The organism is Methanobrevibacter millerae, from assembly GCF_001477655.1.
In the GTDB taxonomy this organism is placed as follows: Archaea; Methanobacteriota; Methanobacteria; order Methanobacteriales; family Methanobacteriaceae; genus Methanocatella; species Methanocatella millerae_A.
Window position 1 is genome coordinate 738,461 of sequence record NZ_CP011266.1, and the last position, 17,442, is coordinate 755,902.

The window sequence follows — 17,442 nt, forward strand, 5'->3', positions numbered from 1 at the left end:
TTTTAATTAGCCCTATTTGTTAAATAAATATTTTTGGTTATTTTAACTAATGAAAAAGAAATTGGTGTTAAAAACAGTAATAATTAATGGTGATGGAATGCATGTTAAACAAAATGAGATATTTGGCTAATGGTGTGGAATCAATCGGTATGAATGTATGAAAAGTATTATTTGTGAATTTATGATGGGGATTTTTATATGTTAATGATAAAAAAGATGGTTGAAAATAGTATTGTTTTCCATATTTTTAGGTTAAACTAAATATAAATTATTATTTTTTCTTTATTTAAGTTTAACTAAATTAAAAATAGTTAATTTTAAATATAACTTATTATTAATTATTAATTAAGTTATGTGGGTGATAAATGAGGTTTTATATTTTATCATCAAATTGGAAAAAGAAAATATAACTTTTCTTTTTCACCATTTTTGGTTACTTTTTTCTAAAAATATAATATTCATGTTAAATATATTTATTATTAAATTTTTGTTAGGAGGAATTATTTTGAAGTTAAAGAAAAATGATCCTGATTTTTTTGAAATATTCAATAACTTTAATAACAATGAAATTCTAGAATATGTCTCTATATCTAAAAGAACCCGATTTATAGTTACTTTGGCTACTTTAATTACTAATACTTCAAAAGAAAAATATTCAATTGCTGTTCGTGATGCTTTGGAAGTATTGGGTCCTATTGAAATAAAAGAAGTATTATATCAGTCTGTTGCATATGTTGGCCTTGGAAAAATATTTGAGTTGTTTGAAATAACGAATAATGTTTTAACTGAAAATGGAATTGATCTTCCATTAAAATCAATTTCAACAGTTAATTCTGAAAATAGGCATGAAAAAGGTTTGGAAATTCAAAAAAGATATTTTGGTTCTGAAATGATTGAATCAATGATTGAAAATGCTCCTGAAGGTCAAGAAAGATTCAATGACTTTTTAGCAGGATTTTGTTTCGGCGACTTTTATACAAGAGATGCATTATCTGACCAAGACCGTGAATTAATTACTTTTTCCATACTTGCAACTTTAGGTGGTTGTGAAAATCAGCTCAGGGGTCATGTATTGGGTAATTTGAATGTTGGTAATGATAAAGATATTTTAATCGATGCATTAACTATTCTTTTACCATATATCGGATTTCCAAGAACATTGAATGCATTGGCCATAATAAATGAATATTAATGCATTAAGCATTAATATTTAAATTCATATTTCTCTTCAATGGCCATCATGTTTCTGAATTCCGCAGTTGCATCATCCAAATAGAACATTGCCATTTCCCATCCGTTTTCTTTGTAGATTTCACCAATTTCAGGCATGAGTTCAAATGTTTTTTCAACAAGTTCTGGATTTGGGTCTGCTTTTGCAGTACCGTAATATCTTAAGAATTTGTCTTTTGTTTCATTCAATGCAACAATTTCTATTTTAGGGTTTTCTTCGATTTGTTTCCATACTTCTTTGAAACTTCCAACTCCAAAGTAGATTTTATCGTCTTCGAGCATTTGAAAACCTAATGGTCTGCATTTGGCTTGATCACCATCTATAGTTGCAAGGAAGAATACTCCAGCTTCAGCTAAAAAATCACTTACTTTTTTTATATCTGACATTTTATCACCAATACAAAGTGTTTATATTTTTATATTATTTAATATTTCTTTAATTTAAGGTAAGATTATAACAGTTTAAGTTAATTAACTAGTTTTTTAGTATTTGTAGCAATCTTTTGTATGATTGTCTATAATGCCAATTGATTCTAAATAAGAATATATTGTAGTTGACCCTACAAACTTCATGCCCCTTTTCTTCAAATCTTTAGCTATTTTATCGGATAATTCTGATTTTGTCTTGTATTCGGCTTTTATAATTTTACCATCAGTAAATCCCCAGATATAATTTGAAAAACTGCCATATTCTTTTTGTATTTTTTTAAATACTCCAGCATTCGCTATTGTAGCATTGATTTTCCCTTTATGGCGAATTATTTTTTCGTTTTCAAGCAATTCATTCACTTTGTTTTCATCATAATCAATAATTTTTTCAATATCAAAATCATCAAAGGCTTCTCTAAATGCATCTCGCTTTTTTAATATGGTAATCCATGACAGTCCTGCCTGAAATGATTCTAAAATTAACATTTCGAATAGAATATTGTCATCATATTTTGGTACGCACCATTCTTCATCATGATATTTTAGATAAATCTTTTCCTTTCCCTCAACCCAAGAGCATCGTTTTTTTATCATAATTATTAATATTAATTAAATCCATAAATAGTATTAACATTTTTTTTGGAGATAATATGAAATATAGAACGTTAGGTAATACGGGGATTAAAGTTAGTGAAATAGCTTTTGGTGCAGAATGGTATGTTGAAAGACCGTATGAAGAAGTTGAAGAGATAGTAAGGCATTGTGAGAATAATGGAATAAATTTTCTGGATTGTTGGATGAGTGAACCAACTGTCAGAACAAATTTGGGTAAGGCAATAAAAGATACTCGAGATAAATGGGTTATCCAAGGTCATATCGGTGCAACCTGGCAAAACAATCAATATGTAAGAACACGTGAAATGGATAAGGTAAAAGAAGCTTTTGAAGATTTCATGGAAAGATTTCAAATGGATACACTTGATTTTGGTATGGTTCACTATGTTGATGAGCTAAAAGACTATGATGAAATAATGTCTGGAGAATTTATTGAGTATGTTCGCCAATTAAAAGAAAAAGGCATCATCAAGCATATTGGTTTAAGTACACATAACACCGACATTGCTCTTTTGGCAGCTGAAAATCCTGAAATTGAGTTGTTAATGTTCAGTATCAATCCTGCTTATGATATGTTTCCTCCAACGGAAGTAATTGAAGATTATTCTGATGATGATAAATACACAGATTTGGCGGGTCTGGATCCAAGACGGGCTGAACTTTATCAGTTGTGTGAAGATAATGGAATGCCTATTACAGTAATGAAAGGATATGCAAGCGGAAGATTGTTTAATGACAATGATTCTCCATTTGGAGTAGCTTTAACTCCAATTCAATGTATTCATTATGCATTAGAACAAAAGGGTGTAGCCAGTATTTTTGTCGGGGTGAATAATGTAGAAGAATTGGATGCCGCAATTGAATATGAAACTGCAGAGGAGAGTCAAAAAGAGTATAAGGATATTTTAGCTAATGCACCAAAGCATTCATTTGAAGGAAAATGTATGTACTGTGGGCATTGTGCACCATGTACCGCAGGAATTGATATTGGTGGATTGATTAAGTTATATGATTTGGCTGTAATTCATGATGAAGTTCCCCAAAGTGTTCAGGAACACTATAATAATTTGACTTATGATGCAACTGAATGTATTGCATGTGGAGAATGTGAAGATAGATGTCCGTTTAATGTTAAAATTGTAGATATAATGTTGGATGCTCAAGATTTATTGAATTAATAATGTAAAATGAAGAAAATTCTATTAATTATAGATGATAATTTAAATAATTAATGAATATCGGATAATTTCATATTTACAATTTATAATGAATTTAATTAAAAAAGAAGAAAAATTAATTTAAGAGGGATTATATGAAAAAATTAGCTTTTGGAATGATGAGATTACCAAAATTTGATGAAAATGATGATTCAACTGTAGATTTTGAACAGGTAAATGAAATGGCAGATCTATTTTTAGATAAAGGGTTTACTTTTTTTGATACTGCATATCCTTATCATATGGGAAATAGTGAAATTGCATTTAGAAAAGCAGTAGTTGAAAAATATCCGAGGGATTCTTATGTTGTGGCAGATAAATTACCATTATTTTTAATAACCTCTGAAGATCAGCTTGAACCAATATTTTCCGAACAGCTTGAACGCACAGGTTTGGATTACTTTGACTATTATTTGTTGCATAATGTAAGTGGCTTTTCAGAACAGGGATTTCTGAATGTTGATTCTTTTGCATTTGCAAACAAGAAAAAGCAAGAAGGTAAAATAAAGCATTTGGGATTATCTACTCATGCAAATGCAGAGTATTTGGATAATATTTTAACAATACATCCAGAAATGGAATTTGTCCTGCTCCAAATTAATTATCTTGATTGGGAAAATGAAGGGGTGGAATCAAGAAAATGTTATGAGGTTGCATGCAAACATAATAAGCCTGTTTTGGTAATGGAACCTTTAAAAGGAGGTTTTTTGGCAGACATTCCTCCTGAAGCCGAAAAATTAATGAAAGACTATAATCCTGATGCCAGTGTTATTTCATGGGCATTAAGATTTGTTGCAAGTCTGGATAATGTTTGTATGGTTTTGACTGGAGCAAGCAGTTTAAAACAATTGGAAGAAAATATTGATGATTTTGAAAATTTCACACCTTTAAATGATGAAGAATATGAAATACTTGATAAAGTAAGGGAAATTATTAACTCAAACATTACCGTAGAATGCACTAAATGTAAATATTGTTTGGATGCATGTCCTGAAGAAATTAACATTCCAAAACTCTTTGATTTATATAATAACGAAAAAATACAGGATTTGGGTGATTGGACGCCTGTCGGTAATGCTTATGTGAACTACTCAAAGCTTCCTGGTGTTGGTTTGGCATCTGATTGCAGTGAATGTGGTGCATGTGTTGAAGAGTGTCCTCAGCATATTGATATTCCAGAAGTCATGAAAGACGTTGCCAAAACATTTGAAACGGATTATTATGGATTTGTCGATTAACTGATTTTCAAATCCAATTTTTTTATTAATTTTTATGAGCAAATTTTAATACTATTAATAATATATTTATAAATAATTAAATTAATTTTGAGGATATTATTATGATACCTGGTATGAATAAAAAACAAATGAAACAAATGGAAAGACAAATGAAAAAAATGGGCATGAAAATGGAAGACCTAAATGGGGTTACTGAAGTCATTATCCGTTTTGAAGACAAAGAATTAATTATTGAAAATCCTAGTGTTAGTTTAATGAATGTTATGGGTCAGGAAACATACCAAGTTGAAGGTAACGCCCGTGAAGTAGAACTTGAATATGAAGTTGAAATTCCTGATGAAGATGTTGAAATGGTAGCTAATCAGGCTAATGTTTCTGAAGATGTTGCCAGACAAGCTTTGGAAGAATGTAAAGGGGATCTTGCTGAAGCTATCATGAAATTAGCCCAATAGATATTATGACAGTTATTGCACATATTTCTGATTTACACGTGAGTAGCACTGCTTTTGATGAAGCAGTTTTTATGAAAGCGGTAAATGAAATAAACAATTTGCAACCTGACATGATTATTTTAACTGGGGATATAACTGATAATGGTTATTATAGAGAATATCAGCAAGCTATTAAATATCTTGACATGTTTGAATCACCATTATTTGCTGTTCCAGGTAATCATGATTCACGTAATCTAGGTCATCAGACTTTCGAAGAGTTGATTGGTGAAAGCAGTTGGAAATTAACTAAAGAAAATGATTTTACAGTAATTGGTCTTGATAGCAGTTCTCCTGATGAAAATAGGGGACATATTGGAAAGCCTCAGCGTATGTGGATGGAGCACCAGTTGGATGAATGTGTTGTCAATGATTTATCGTCTATCATAGCTCTTCACCACCATGTTGTTCCAATACCGGACACTGGTCGTGAACGCAACGTTTTATCTGATGCTGGAGATATTTTAAAGGTTTTAACCACTCATGAGGTTGATTTAATATTGTCAGGACATAAGCATGTTCCAAACATCTGGAAATTAAATGAAACTATTATTGTCAATGCAGGTTCTATCAGTTCTAATAAATTAAGAGGCAAGATAAAAAACTCCTACAATGTATATATCATAGATGATGAAACGATTGAAATATTTTTAAATATTGTTGGCGGAGAAAAATTTTTATTCGGTAAATATCGAAGAAAACATTAAATATATAATTAAGTTAATATAATAAATGATTGAATAGATTAGTTTTATGGTGGTATTATGAAAGTCGTTGTAGATGCTTCTAATGTTGCACATCATGTAAAAAATGAAAACTCACAGCCTCAAATGGTTAATATTTTAGCTGCTGTTAAGGCGTTAGAGGAAAGTGAAGATGAATTTGTTATTATAGCTGATGCATCACTTCGTCATGAAATTGATAACAAAGATGCTTTTTTAAAACTGTTGGAAAGTGATAATGTGGAAGAAGTTCCGGCAGGAAATGATGCTGATCATTTTATTTTAGAAATTGCATATAGTGAAAAAGCAAAAATTTTATCAAATGATAAATTCAGGGATTATGCTGCTGAATTTAAAAACATCAATTCATTTAGAATTCCATTTGTTATAAAAGACAATAGGTTGACTTTTGGAAGGCCGAAAAAACCTAAACATGATAAGAATATTTTGCAGAATATTTCCGATGAAATTATTAAGCAATTAAACTTCAGAAAATGGGAAGTTTATACTGGTAAGGAAGGGCTGGAAATTTCTCCATTGAATATTGCTAAACAAGCTATTATTAGAATAGATGATGAGAACAATATTAATTCAAAAGTTGAAAATATTTTCTCAAAAATTCCTATGTTCAATAAAATTGTTGACATGGTTGATGATGTTGAAATAGCAGCACCTTATGTTATTTTTGTGCTCGTGCATCCGAAAGACTATAAATTGGCTGTAAAGAATGCAGGTAATATTTCTGTTACTGTGGCTGATAGATTAGGTCTTGAGAAAAAACCATTGATTGCTGTTAGGAATGATTTATTTACTAAACCGGGTACTTTTGAATTAAATATTCTGTTGGCTGATGAAGTAACAGAAACTGCTCCATATAATGTATTGGTTCGTGTAAGTACTCATGATGAAGTGTTCATTAAGAAAAATTCCAGAAATATCGCAAGTACTATTGCTGGCAGATTAGGATCATGGAAGTTTCCATTTGTTTCTGTTAAACCTGACATGTTATTGCAACGTCCGGGGGAATTTGAGATTGAATTAGAAAAAGGAGGAAAATTAGATGGTTAATAGCTTATCTAAAGCAGTAATTAAGCTAACCACTGGTCTCACACCAATTAGTGTAGGGACTAAATTTTTTCCAACTGATTCAATGCAAAATGAGTATGTTGAATTATTCAATTACACTCAAACGATATTATTTGAATTAGAAAAAGCGGATATTAATTCTGAGAGTATTCAAAGTAATCTTATAAGGGATATTGGTGCTGAAAATATTCCTGCGGAGTTTAATTTTTATGAGATTAAACCTGCTGAAAATAAAATTGAAGAATATGCGCTTGTAAGTAATATCGTTATGGGTAGTGACCGTTATTTTTATGTTGAACTTCCAAATCCGTCAAATTTAATTAATATTTTTGTTAAGATTATTGAGAATGAAAAAGGGGAAATTGTTGAAAAAAGCTCTACTGAACTTGTTGCAAAAATGTTGAGTAAAAACGATGCAATTAGGGTGGCAATTGAATTAATTGGAATAGGGCTTGAAAGAGGTGTTGAAGTGATTTCTGCCGTTGGAATGACTGGTGCAGCTTCAATTGAAAGATCAATTAATTACAGACAAAATTTAGGTAATTTCCCAGGTGTTGCTTTTACAAAACTTGGTGGTGAATATGCTTTGGTCTTTGAAGGTCCGTTTAAATTATCCAAATCTAAACCATCCGAATTTCAGAATTATTTATTTGTTGATTTGATTGACTCCACAGGTTATACTAGTAAACATGGTAAAACTCAGCTAGTTGATTTAATGACAAATATTAAATATTTCATTGAAAGTGAATGCGGTGGAGAACTTGAGGGATATAGAGAAGGTGGGGATGATTTTATTGCACGTTTCCCATCTAAAGATTTAGCTATTCGTGCAGGTTTGGACGCTGCATGGTTTGCATTGGACAATGATGCTAAAATCAGAGCAGGTGTTGGTAGAAGCCGAAGAGAAGCTGGTGAAAGAGCTCAGCTGGTTGATAATTTAGGTTCATCATCTCCATTATCATTAGTGGTTTTTGAACTTGCTAATGGTTTATACGCATATAATGTTCCATCAGAATTTACAAGGACATTAATCAATTTATTTGAAAATGAAAAACAAAAGTTAATTGGTGTATTTGCTTTTGTATTTATAATTACGTATTTATTGAGTGTATTGGGCTTAGGTGCTTTTAGTTTCATAACAATCATTATAGCATTAGTCTATGCTTTGGTAGCTTGATTTTAAAAAAATATAAAAAGGTAGTAATGTGACTAGGAAAAATGAAGGAAAAATAGCTTTAATTATGATATTGGCATTAATCGCTTTTGTCATTGGATCGGCCATAGGTATTTCAGTAAGTATTGGTGAACATGAAAATCAGACTGCTGAAAATAATACTACTCATTATGAAAATGTAACTGTTGAAATGACTTCAAATCTTAATAAGAATAAGACTGTTGTGTTTGATCAAGTGCAAGATTCGGTGGATTACAATAATAATCAAACATTACAAAATAATACTGCATATAATTGATTAGGTGATTAAATGGATTTCATTAGGGATGTTGATGGTGGTTTTTCCATTATTGAGAATGTCAAAGTTTCAGGAGCACGTGAAGGTAAATATGGGGTCACGGTGATTTTAGCACCAAACAGCACTGCTTCAGCAGTTTTCACTACAAATAAAGTCGTTGCAGCACCAGTGACATATACAAAAAATGTTGTAAAGAATGGAATTGTTTCTGCTGTTGTAGTAAATAGTGGGAATGCAAATTGTTTTACTGGTAAAAAAGGAATTGAAGACTGCGAAGAATTGGTGAATATTGTTTCAAAAGATTTGAAAGTTCCTGCGGGTGAAATTGCAATTTGTTCAACGGGTGTTATTGGTCGTGAAATGCCGATGGACATTATATCTAAGGTAGCTTATGAATCTATTTCTAAATTGGACAATAAACCTGAAAACTCTTTGGCAGCTGCAAAAGCTATCATGACAACAGATACTTTTCCAAAAGAAGAAGCTGTTGAAGTTACTTTATCTGATGGTGAAGTTATTAAAATTGCAGGTATCACTAAAGGTAGTGGTATGATTGCTCCAAATATGGCAACAATGTTGTCTTTTATTGTGACTGATGCAGTAATCTCTCAAAAAGCTATTAAGAAAGCATTGACTAAGGCTACTGATTTAAGCTTTAATATGATTGTTGTTGATGGTGATGAAAGTACCAATGATACTTGCATGATGTTGGCGAATGGATCTTCTGGTGTTGATGTTGAAACAGACAGTGGAATAGACCCGAATTTCCAAGAAGGTCTTAATCATATCTGTATTAATTTGGCTAAAAAAATGGCTCGTGATGGTGAGGGCGCATCCAAATTCATTGAAGCAAATGTTAAAGGTGCAGAATCATTTGATGATGCGAAACTCGCTGCTAAAGCAATTGTAACATCTCCATTATTCAAGTCTGCAGTATTTGGTGGTGATCCTAACTGGGGTAGGATTGTTTCAGCCATAGGTTATTCTGGCAGTGAATTAAATCCAGATATTGTAACTATTGCAATCGCTGATGATGAAGATGAGGTTGACCTTGTTCGCAAAGGTGAAATTCTGGCTTTTGATGGAACCACTTATTTGGAACGTGCAGAAAAGATAATGCAGTCTAAAAATGTCACTGTTAAAATTAACATGTTTTTAGGTGATGGTGAGGCTACTGCATGGGGTTGTGATTTAACATATGATTATGTTAAAATCAATGCAGAATACACTACATAAGAAAAGTTTATATATACTTTAAGAACAAATATTTTTATGTTCTATAATAATTCTGATATTATAATTATAAAATTTTAAGGAGGGTAGATTATGGCAAAAGTTAAAGGTACTAACAGAAGAACAAGACAAAAAAGAAGTTATACTAAACCTGGTAGTAAAAGAGGAAGAGGAGTTAAACAAACTTGGAAAAAATAAATCCTCTTAAAACTACTTTTTTTTATTTAACCATTAACCAATCATAAATTTCTTATATTTTAATTGATTTTATATGTTATTATTTTATCTATTATTTATTCAACTATTGTTTTAATTTAGGGGTCATGTCATTTAATAAATTTTAGTCATTGATTTTGTGGTCTGTTATTGTCTGATGTAGATGTGATGTTATAAAAATATCTTTTCAATCGAAGTGAAAACTATTTCACTAAAAATATATACTATCTTTAAAAGATTTATTATTAGGTGAAAATATGAAGATGCCAGCAAATGGACATAGAGCACATGGATTTTCAAGTGAATTCTTTTTAGATTCAAATGAAATAATTGATGAATTGAATCTTAACGGTTCAGAAATTATAATGGACGCAGGATGTGGTGACGGACATATTGCAATTAAGCTATTGGATGAATATATTGATTCCGGTAAAGTTTATGCAGTAGATATTTATGATGCTTCAATTGAAGATATGGAAAAATATAAATTAGAAAACAATGTAGATAATTTAATTAATATTGAAGCAGATATTACCAAAGGTATTGAAGAAATTGACGATAAAACATTGGATGTAATTTTGATGGTAAATGTTTTTCATGGATTCACTGCTTCAAGAACAGTCGATGAAGCAATAAGTGAATTTTCCCGTTTGATTAAGGATGATGGTAAGATAGCCATCATGGATTATAAAAAATGGGATGTTCCTAAAGGGCCTCCAACTCAAGTAAGAAGTTCTCCTGATGAACTTGAAGAGATATTTGCAAAGCATAATCTAAAAATGACTTACTTAAATGAAGAGATTGGAGAAGATATTCCTCAGGGAAAATCACATTTCTTCATTGTCTTTGAAAAGGAGTAATTTAAATGATTTTTGCAGCTATATTGGCAGGCGGAATTGGATCAAGAATGGGTGAAACAGACACTCCAAAGCAATTTTTGACATTGGGTGATAAGCCGGTCATTGTTCATACAATCGAAAAGTTCGCAATTAATTCTAAATTTGATAAGATTATTGTTTTGTCTCCAAAAAACTTTATCAACTACACAAATGATTTAATAAAAGAGTATTTTGGTGATAATAATAACCTTGTTGTTTTGGAAGGTGGAAAAACAAGGAATGATACATTGATAAATGCAATTGAGTATATTAATGATAATTTTGATATCGATGATGATTCAATAATTGTTACTCATGATTCTGTACGTCCATTTGTCACTCACCGCATAATTGAGGATAATATAAAAGCTGCAAAAGAATTTGGTGCATGCGATACTGTTGTTCCAGCTACAGACACTATTGTGGAAAGTGTTGATTCTAAATTGATTAAAAATATTCCTATTAGAGATAACTATTATCAGGGTCAGACTCCACAAAGCTTCAAAATAAATAAGTTGTCTGAATTAGTAAATAGTTTATCTGAAAGCGAAAGCAATATTTTAACTGATGCATGTAAAATATTTGTTCTTAAAAATGAAGATGTATATCTGGTTGATGGTGAAATAACAAATATTAAAATTACATATCCTTATGATTTGAAATTAGCTAATACAATTTTAAAGGAAATCTAGCATGATTAATATTATTTATAGATTGAAATATCCAAAATTCTTTGAAGAATCAATTGATAATATTGAATTGGATGGTGTGGTTGTGCGACCGACTTATCTGTCAATATGTAAGGCAGACCAAAGGTATTATCAAGGTTCAAGACCTCCCGAAGTCCTCTCACAGAAACTGCCTATGGCTTTAATTCATGAGGCTGTCGGTGAAGTGGTTCATGACAGTAAATCTGTATTCGATTCTGGAGATAATGTTGTCATGATTCCCAATACTCCAATGGGCAGTGATTGTTATCGTGCTAATTATTCTACTTTATCTAAATTTAGAGGAAGTGGATTTGATGGTTTTACAAGTGATTTGGTTAGTTTAAATCATGACAGGGTAGTTAGGCTTCCGGATAATTTTGATTTAAGGGTTTCATCATTCATTGAATTAATGACTGTTGCTTATCAGGGAATAATGAAGTTTAAAGAATTTAAAAAGGCATCCTGTGGTGTGCTGGGTGTTTGGGGAGATGGAAATCTAGGTTATATCACTGCATTATTTTTAAAAGAGATTTGTCATGATAGTGAAATTGTTGTTTTTGGAAAGCATATGGAAAATTTAAACCTGTTTTCATTTGCAGATAAGGTTTACATGATTAATGATGTTCCTGAAGGTTTTAAAATAGACCATGGATTTGAATGTGTTGGTTCTGCTGCTTCACAATCTGCGATTGAACAAATTATTAATCTGATTAATCCTCAAGGAACAATAAACTTGTTTGGTGTAAGTGAATATCCAATACCAATAAATACACGTATGGTGTTGGAAAAGGGATTGACATTGCAGGGAAATAGCCGATCTGAAAGGGAAGATTTCGAAGGTGTTGTCAGCATCCTTCAAAATAATCCTAATCTTTTTGATTACTTGTCTAAATTAATTACAAATGTCTGTGAAATTAAATCCATTGATGACTTGAAAAAATCATTTGACAGGGATTATATTTCAGACTTTGGAAAAACCATATTGAAATGGGAAATTTAGATTATTTTAATGCTCTGTTTAAAAGTCTCAAACATTCGATTCTTAAATTTTTCCTGTCTTTTTCAGGACAGTATAATGGAATCATGAATAATGTATGTATATCTTCATTGCTAATACAGATATTTTTGTCAATTTTTTCTTTTATGTGATATAATATGTCATATATGGGACTTCCTGCAAAACAGGCCAGTTTAATATTAAATGATGCTTCTGATGGGATAGTGCATTCTGGAGTCAATATTTTGACTGTATCTGGACATAATACGTAAATTGATATTGAAACATTATTTATGTTATATAGTTCTTCTGCCAATTCAATGTATTTTGCTAATTCATTTTCATCAAAGTCATTTATTTGATATTCCAAATCGATAAGTTCTCCATTTTCTGTTATGAATATGTCTCCTCCTTTATAACAGTTCTTTTTAATGTCAGTCATTTCTGGGGGAGCAAAGCCCAATATTTTTCGTTCTTCATCGAATACTTCTTTTATTATTATGATTTCTTTTTGCATATTTTCTTCGTTCATTTAAATCTAACCTCTATTTAAATAATTTGTATTATTTAATATGGTTTTTAATACTTTATAAATTGTTAAGTTTCTTATTAAAGCAATTTTAATCAGTTATATGAAAATTTAATAGATAATATAATATTAATTTTTTGAGGTATTTTTTAATGTTCTGGTTCTGTTATTCCAAAAATTTATATACTACTTAAACACAACATATTATTACACAATGTGTTTATGGTGTGGTTAAGACACATTTGTGATAATTGGGGGTGAGGCAAAAATAGTTTAAAAGCATATTCAATACTCATATTACACCTTTTAGAAAAAACACTAAAATATTGTACATAGTATCACTTATAACTTGTTTGACTTCGAACACGTAAAAACACGAAAATCATGTTAGAAGAAAATAGTTGTTTTGTTTTTTGTATCATTTTTATTTTAACTCCTTTTTGGCTTGGATAAACACGCACCAACACTAACCATTTCCATTTCTAACATGATTTTAAATTTATTTAATTATTTTTGATTTTATTCTCTCTATTCTTGAAGAATTTTTTAATTGTGCTAATCTGATTTTGAAATCGGCTTCAGATGGTATTTCATAGAGCCGTATATTTATTTTAATTGATGGTGCACAGTAGACATACACATTAACCTTCTTTTTGGTTTTTTCATATAATGCCTCTGCAAATTCGATATAATTAATATGATCTTCCACGTCATAGTCTCTTTCCTGAATTTCCAAATCAATGAATTCTCCATCAGACAATGTGTAAACCGATCCTCCTTGATAATATTTGCTATCTACTTTTCTTATCTCTTCGGGTGTTTTTTCAACAATTGTTCGATTATCCTTAAATGCTTTTCTAATTAATTCTATTTCAGGTTCATTCATTTTATCAGTCCTTTATTTATAATTTTTTTCCATAAGTTTAGGCATTCGACTCTTAAGTTTCGTTTGTCTTCAGGAGGCCCCATATATGGTATCATTTTCAATGCATTCAAATCTTCATTGTCCAATTTCTCATGATTTTCAACTAGACTCTGGATATGTCTTAGGGTATCGTATGCACTTGAATACTCAATTAGTGATAAATTTATTGTTATTGGGGCAGTTGATTCTATTTCTTTTGTTACTTTTAATTTAACATGGGGTGAGCCTAAGATATAAATGCTGATTTCTTTTTTGCTTTTTTTATATAATTCCTCTCCATATCTTTGATATTGATCCAATTCTTTATTTCCAAAGTCATTTTTTGTCATCGATAATGAAATGAATTCATTATTTCTTGTCTTGTATATCGTACCGGGAATTTCATGTTTTTTCGCGATTTTTTGTATTTCATCAGATGCTTTTCCAACAATTTCTCTGTAGTCCCCAAAGACATTTTCTATCAGAGTATATGCTGTTTCATCATAATTTATTTCACACATTATTTTTCACCTTTTTTGATTAAATTATTTTATAGTTAGTTATATTAAATTTTAAAGTTTATAAATTAGTATAGTATGATTTTATACAATATTCTATCGTAATACAATAAAATAAGTTCATATGAATATTATTTTGTGGAGGTAAATTTTTTTATTTAATAATTAAAAAATTATCATACCTCTTTAAAATTCATATTTTTGGAGGGTGTTGATTTTTCTATGATTCATTAAATTCCATGATATAAAAGAAAGTATTAAAGTAACTTAGAATATAATATAGTATTATACTTAAAAGTAAAAAGGTGTTTAAGTGAGTGAACAAAAACTAGAGATATTTAATGTTTTGAATTTTTTGAATAGTGGTTATGAACTTGAAGATATTTTAAAAGAGGGAAATTTTGGAACTTTTCCATCAGCTGAAGATTGCATCAATTATTTAGTTGAAAATGGCTATCTTTCTGGTGAAGGGGAAACTATTAGTGCTGAAAGCATTTCTAAAAAATATACTGTAGCTCAATTAAAAGAATTATTAAAGGAAAATGGTTTAAAAGTTTCAGGTAAAAAACAAGAGCTTGTTGAAAGATTATTGCCTGTTTTAGGTGAAAGTTCCGGAGATTATGAGTTAACTGAAAAGGCAAAGGAATTCATTGAAGAAAATCAATGGATAGATTTATACATGTTTGCACTTGTTGCATTCAGATTTGATGACTATGAAACCTATGTTAAGGCATCAGCTGAAGATGATGTTCAGACTGCTTTAAAATTCTGTGATGAAATCATCTCAAGAGCATTAATGTCAAATCAATTTTTAGTATTTATTGATGCATTGTCTGCAAAAGCTCATGTTTATGCATATGATGGCGATTATGAATCATTCCTTGACTATGACTTGCAAAGATTTATCTTAGGATTGAATCCGATTATGGATTTGGATGCACAAACTTATGCGTCATATGATATTATTAATGCAGCAAATGTAATCAATTTAAAAAATGTTACTGAACGATTTAATTTTGGCAGTTTGAAGAAAAGGTTTGATCAAATCTGGGCAAAATCACACATCAAATCTATTACTGTGCCTAAAAAGACTTCTTATAAATTTTTACAAAAAGCGCTTTCTGGTGCAGACATTGAAGAGTTAAACTTCGATTTAAGAGAAAAATACTTTAATAAAAAATATGGAATTTAGATTATGAAAACTAAAGTTGCCGGAATTTTATTTATCATTGGTAGTTTATACTATTTAATTGCTGAAGCTATTTCTGCAACTTTTTTTAAAGCTTCATTAATCAATACTTATGTGTTCCATACCATTTCTGAGTTGGGGATTCCAAATGCAAATTCCCCTTTATTCTGGCTGATGAACTCTGCATTTATTTTAATCGGCTTGACTTTAATATTTGGAAATTTTTATAGATTGAAGGATTATATTATTAAAAACAAGACTATTTTTTATATTTTTACTTTGATAACATCAATTGGAGTTATTATTGTTGGTTTCATTCATGGTGGAAATCCTTTAACTTCTGGATATCACACATTGGGTGCGGTAATGGCAATCTTGGGTGGAAATATCTTGCTTGTTTTTATTTCTAAATCAATGGGTGAATTTCAATATTATCAAAAAATTACCTTTACTTTAGGTATGATTGGTATTATTGTATTTTGGATAATGTTTTTTATTATGGGTAATGATTATATGCCTATATTTGAAAGATTATCCGTTTATACATTGATTGTTTGGTCTTTTATTACAGGTATTTATTTAATTAGGGAAAATTAAGCAATTTTGGAATTATACTGATTCAAAATATAAAACTTTATATACTACTTAATTTAACTAAAACTTAAAGGTGATATTATGGTAAACCTTGATAAAGCTATCGAAGAAGAAATTTTAGCAATTGTAGAAAAATATCAAAAGGAAAATACAAAACTTTTAAACTACCTTATAACAGATGATGAAATCACATTTTTCTCATCAATAGCTAACGGTAGTCAAATAACTGCTGAAGACTTACAAAAAGTTGCAGACATTTTAAAAGGATCCTTTGAAGGAATGGAAATTGTAAATCAGGAATACAGATTCAAATTTAAAATGGGTATTTAACTGCTCATTTTAATTATTCTTTTTTTAAATATTCTTGTGTGAGCTTACATTCACTCATGCATTTTGTACAGCCTAACCCCGCCTTGTATTGATCAATAATGTAGTCTTTGCAGGTTTCAATATCAATAATGTCTTCCCTATTTAAACGGTCATTCCATTTTTGGGGATTTATTGCATTAACGGGGCATGCATCTTGACAGTTAGTGCAGTCATCACATTCTGAATCGGTAATGGGGTTTCCAAATTCAACAGGCATATCAGTCAATATTGCTCCAAGTGCAACTGCTGAACCGTATTCTGGGGTAACGAATAATGCAGACCTTCCAATCCATCCAAGTCCTGATTTTGTAGCTATTGTTTTATATGGCAAAATGCTTAGTAATTTTTCCATATCACATTCATTTCGTGTCATTGTCAATGCAAATGCATCATAACCAAGATTTTTAATGTATTCTTCTCCGTTCATGGCGATTTTGGTCAATTTTCCAATTTGGTCGTGAAAACATTTCCAATATGATTTATAATCTTCTTCGTTTAAGAAATACATTGCTTGCTTTGGGAGTTTTAAAACAAGGCTAATTCCATTGGGTAGACTTGTGAATTCACTTGCAAGACCTTCAACATTCGCGAATCCAACTTTACTTGTTCCCAACTTGATAAGGTAATCTTTAAGATTATTCATTTCAGACATAATATCTTTTTATATTTGAGTAATCATATAAACTTATCACTTTTATTGCACATTTTTAGGAAGGATATAATATGTTGTTCATTTTTTTAATTTAATCACTTTGAAAATGTATGGTGATGTAAACGCTTATAAATAATTAAATTTAATATTTAA

Annotated in this window: 21 protein-coding genes; 15 read left to right on the plus strand and 6 right to left on the minus strand. The window is 30.2% G+C overall.

The features are described 5' to 3' along the window. The first annotated feature begins 505 nt into the window (after positions 1 to 505). Complete coding sequence (locus tag SM9_RS03070) at positions 506 to 1,192, plus strand: carboxymuconolactone decarboxylase family protein (protein WP_198144422.1); 687 nt, start codon at positions 506 to 508, stop codon at positions 1,190 to 1,192. An 11-nt stretch (positions 1,193 to 1,203) separates the two neighbouring features. On the opposite strand, the gene SM9_RS03075 is transcribed toward SM9_RS03070, so the two are convergent. Both SM9_RS03075 and SM9_RS03080 read right to left on the minus strand, forming a co-directional pair. Beyond that, positions 1,204 to 1,617: a pyridoxamine 5'-phosphate oxidase family protein gene (locus SM9_RS03075; RefSeq protein WP_058738742.1), complete on the minus strand. Its 414-nt coding sequence runs from the start codon at positions 1,615 to 1,617 to the stop codon at positions 1,204 to 1,206. A gap of 96 nt (positions 1,618 to 1,713) precedes the next feature. After that, positions 1,714 to 2,253 (minus strand): DNA-3-methyladenine glycosylase I, encoded by a 540-nt coding sequence (locus tag SM9_RS03080; RefSeq protein ID WP_058738743.1) that lies wholly within the window; start codon positions 2,251 to 2,253, stop codon positions 1,714 to 1,716. A gap of 56 nt (positions 2,254 to 2,309) precedes the next feature. On the opposite strand from SM9_RS03080, the gene SM9_RS03085 reads away from it, so the two are divergent. The 11 genes from SM9_RS03085 (at position 2,310) to SM9_RS03135 (ending at position 12,537) form a co-directional block, all read left to right on the plus strand. Continuing rightward, positions 2,310 to 3,452, plus strand: a complete 1,143-nt coding sequence (locus SM9_RS03085; RefSeq protein WP_058738744.1) for an aldo/keto reductase — start codon at positions 2,310 to 2,312, stop codon at positions 3,450 to 3,452. Between the two features lie 134 nt (positions 3,453 to 3,586). Continuing rightward, positions 3,587 to 4,729, plus strand: a complete 1,143-nt coding sequence (locus SM9_RS03090) for an aldo/keto reductase (protein ID WP_058738745.1) — start codon at positions 3,587 to 3,589, stop codon at positions 4,727 to 4,729. A 101-nt stretch (positions 4,730 to 4,830) separates the two neighbouring features. Next, positions 4,831 to 5,181, plus strand: coding sequence for a nascent polypeptide-associated complex protein (locus SM9_RS03095; RefSeq protein ID WP_058738746.1), 351 nt, complete (start codon positions 4,831 to 4,833; stop codon positions 5,179 to 5,181). 5 nt (positions 5,182 to 5,186) lie between these two features. Next, complete coding sequence (locus SM9_RS03100) at positions 5,187 to 5,927, plus strand: metallophosphoesterase family protein (RefSeq protein ID WP_058738747.1); 741 nt, start codon at positions 5,187 to 5,189, stop codon at positions 5,925 to 5,927. Between the two features lie 57 nt (positions 5,928 to 5,984). Continuing rightward, positions 5,985 to 7,010: an NYN domain-containing protein gene (locus SM9_RS03105; protein ID WP_058738748.1), complete on the plus strand. Its 1,026-nt coding sequence runs from the start codon at positions 5,985 to 5,987 to the stop codon at positions 7,008 to 7,010. Next, positions 7,003 to 8,205 (plus strand): hypothetical protein, encoded by a 1,203-nt coding sequence (locus SM9_RS03110; protein WP_058738749.1) that lies wholly within the window; start codon positions 7,003 to 7,005, stop codon positions 8,203 to 8,205. Before SM9_RS03105 ends, SM9_RS03110 begins: the two co-directional genes overlap by 8 nt. Positions 8,206 to 8,233: 28 nt before the next feature. Beyond that, a complete protein-coding gene (locus tag SM9_RS03115; protein ID WP_058738750.1) occupies positions 8,234 to 8,500 on the plus strand; it encodes a hypothetical protein in 267 nt (88 codons plus the stop codon). Positions 8,501 to 8,512: 12 nt separating this feature from the next. Further along, the gene (gene argJ, locus SM9_RS03120; RefSeq protein WP_083495819.1) at positions 8,513 to 9,736 is read left to right on the plus strand and encodes a bifunctional ornithine acetyltransferase/N-acetylglutamate synthase; all 1,224 of its coding nucleotides are present in this window, start codon (positions 8,513 to 8,515) and stop codon (positions 9,734 to 9,736) included. A gap of 470 nt (positions 9,737 to 10,206) precedes the next feature. Then, positions 10,207 to 10,809: a class I SAM-dependent methyltransferase gene (locus SM9_RS03125; RefSeq protein WP_058738751.1), complete on the plus strand. Its 603-nt coding sequence runs from the start codon at positions 10,207 to 10,209 to the stop codon at positions 10,807 to 10,809. 5 nt (positions 10,810 to 10,814) lie between these two features. Continuing rightward, entirely contained in the window at positions 10,815 to 11,519 is a 705-nt protein-coding gene (locus SM9_RS03130; protein WP_058738752.1) for an IspD/TarI family cytidylyltransferase, read from the plus strand. Between the two features lies 1 nt (position 11,520). Then, the gene (locus SM9_RS03135) at positions 11,521 to 12,537 is read left to right on the plus strand and encodes an alcohol dehydrogenase catalytic domain-containing protein (RefSeq protein WP_058738753.1); all 1,017 of its coding nucleotides are present in this window, start codon (positions 11,521 to 11,523) and stop codon (positions 12,535 to 12,537) included. A 1-nt stretch (position 12,538) separates the two neighbouring features. Here the strand turns inward: SM9_RS03135 and SM9_RS03140 are convergent, their stop codons facing one another. From SM9_RS03140 to SM9_RS03150, 3 genes are all read right to left on the minus strand, one after another. Next, positions 12,539 to 13,066, minus strand: a complete 528-nt coding sequence (locus tag SM9_RS03140; RefSeq protein WP_058738754.1) for a hypothetical protein — start codon at positions 13,064 to 13,066, stop codon at positions 12,539 to 12,541. A gap of 496 nt (positions 13,067 to 13,562) precedes the next feature. Further along, positions 13,563 to 13,949: a hypothetical protein gene (locus tag SM9_RS03145; protein WP_058738755.1), complete on the minus strand. Its 387-nt coding sequence runs from the start codon at positions 13,947 to 13,949 to the stop codon at positions 13,563 to 13,565. Beyond that, positions 13,946 to 14,488, minus strand: coding sequence for a hypothetical protein (locus SM9_RS03150; protein ID WP_058738756.1), 543 nt, complete (start codon positions 14,486 to 14,488; stop codon positions 13,946 to 13,948). Before SM9_RS03150 ends, SM9_RS03145 begins: the two co-directional genes overlap by 4 nt. A 310-nt stretch (positions 14,489 to 14,798) precedes the next feature. Here SM9_RS03150 and SM9_RS03155 point away from each other — a divergent pair, with 310 nt between their 5' ends. The 3 genes from SM9_RS03155 to SM9_RS03165 all read left to right on the plus strand — a co-directional run bounded on the left by SM9_RS03155 (position 14,799) and on the right by SM9_RS03165 (position 16,598). Next, positions 14,799 to 15,677: an SAP domain-containing protein gene (locus tag SM9_RS03155; protein ID WP_058738757.1), complete on the plus strand. Its 879-nt coding sequence runs from the start codon at positions 14,799 to 14,801 to the stop codon at positions 15,675 to 15,677. A gap of 3 nt (positions 15,678 to 15,680) precedes the next feature. Further along, complete coding sequence (locus SM9_RS03160) at positions 15,681 to 16,271, plus strand: DUF998 domain-containing protein (protein ID WP_058738758.1); 591 nt, start codon at positions 15,681 to 15,683, stop codon at positions 16,269 to 16,271. Between the two features lie 78 nt (positions 16,272 to 16,349). After that, on the plus strand, positions 16,350 to 16,598 hold the full coding sequence (locus SM9_RS03165; RefSeq protein ID WP_058738759.1) for a hypothetical protein: 249 nt from the start codon (positions 16,350 to 16,352) through the stop codon (positions 16,596 to 16,598). Positions 16,599 to 16,611: 13 nt separating this feature from the next. Here SM9_RS03165 and SM9_RS03170 read toward each other — a convergent pair whose 3' ends face one another. After that, positions 16,612 to 17,289, minus strand: a complete 678-nt coding sequence (locus SM9_RS03170; RefSeq protein WP_058738760.1) for a reductive dehalogenase domain-containing protein — start codon at positions 17,287 to 17,289, stop codon at positions 16,612 to 16,614. Between the last annotated feature and the right edge of the window lie 153 nt (positions 17,290 to 17,442).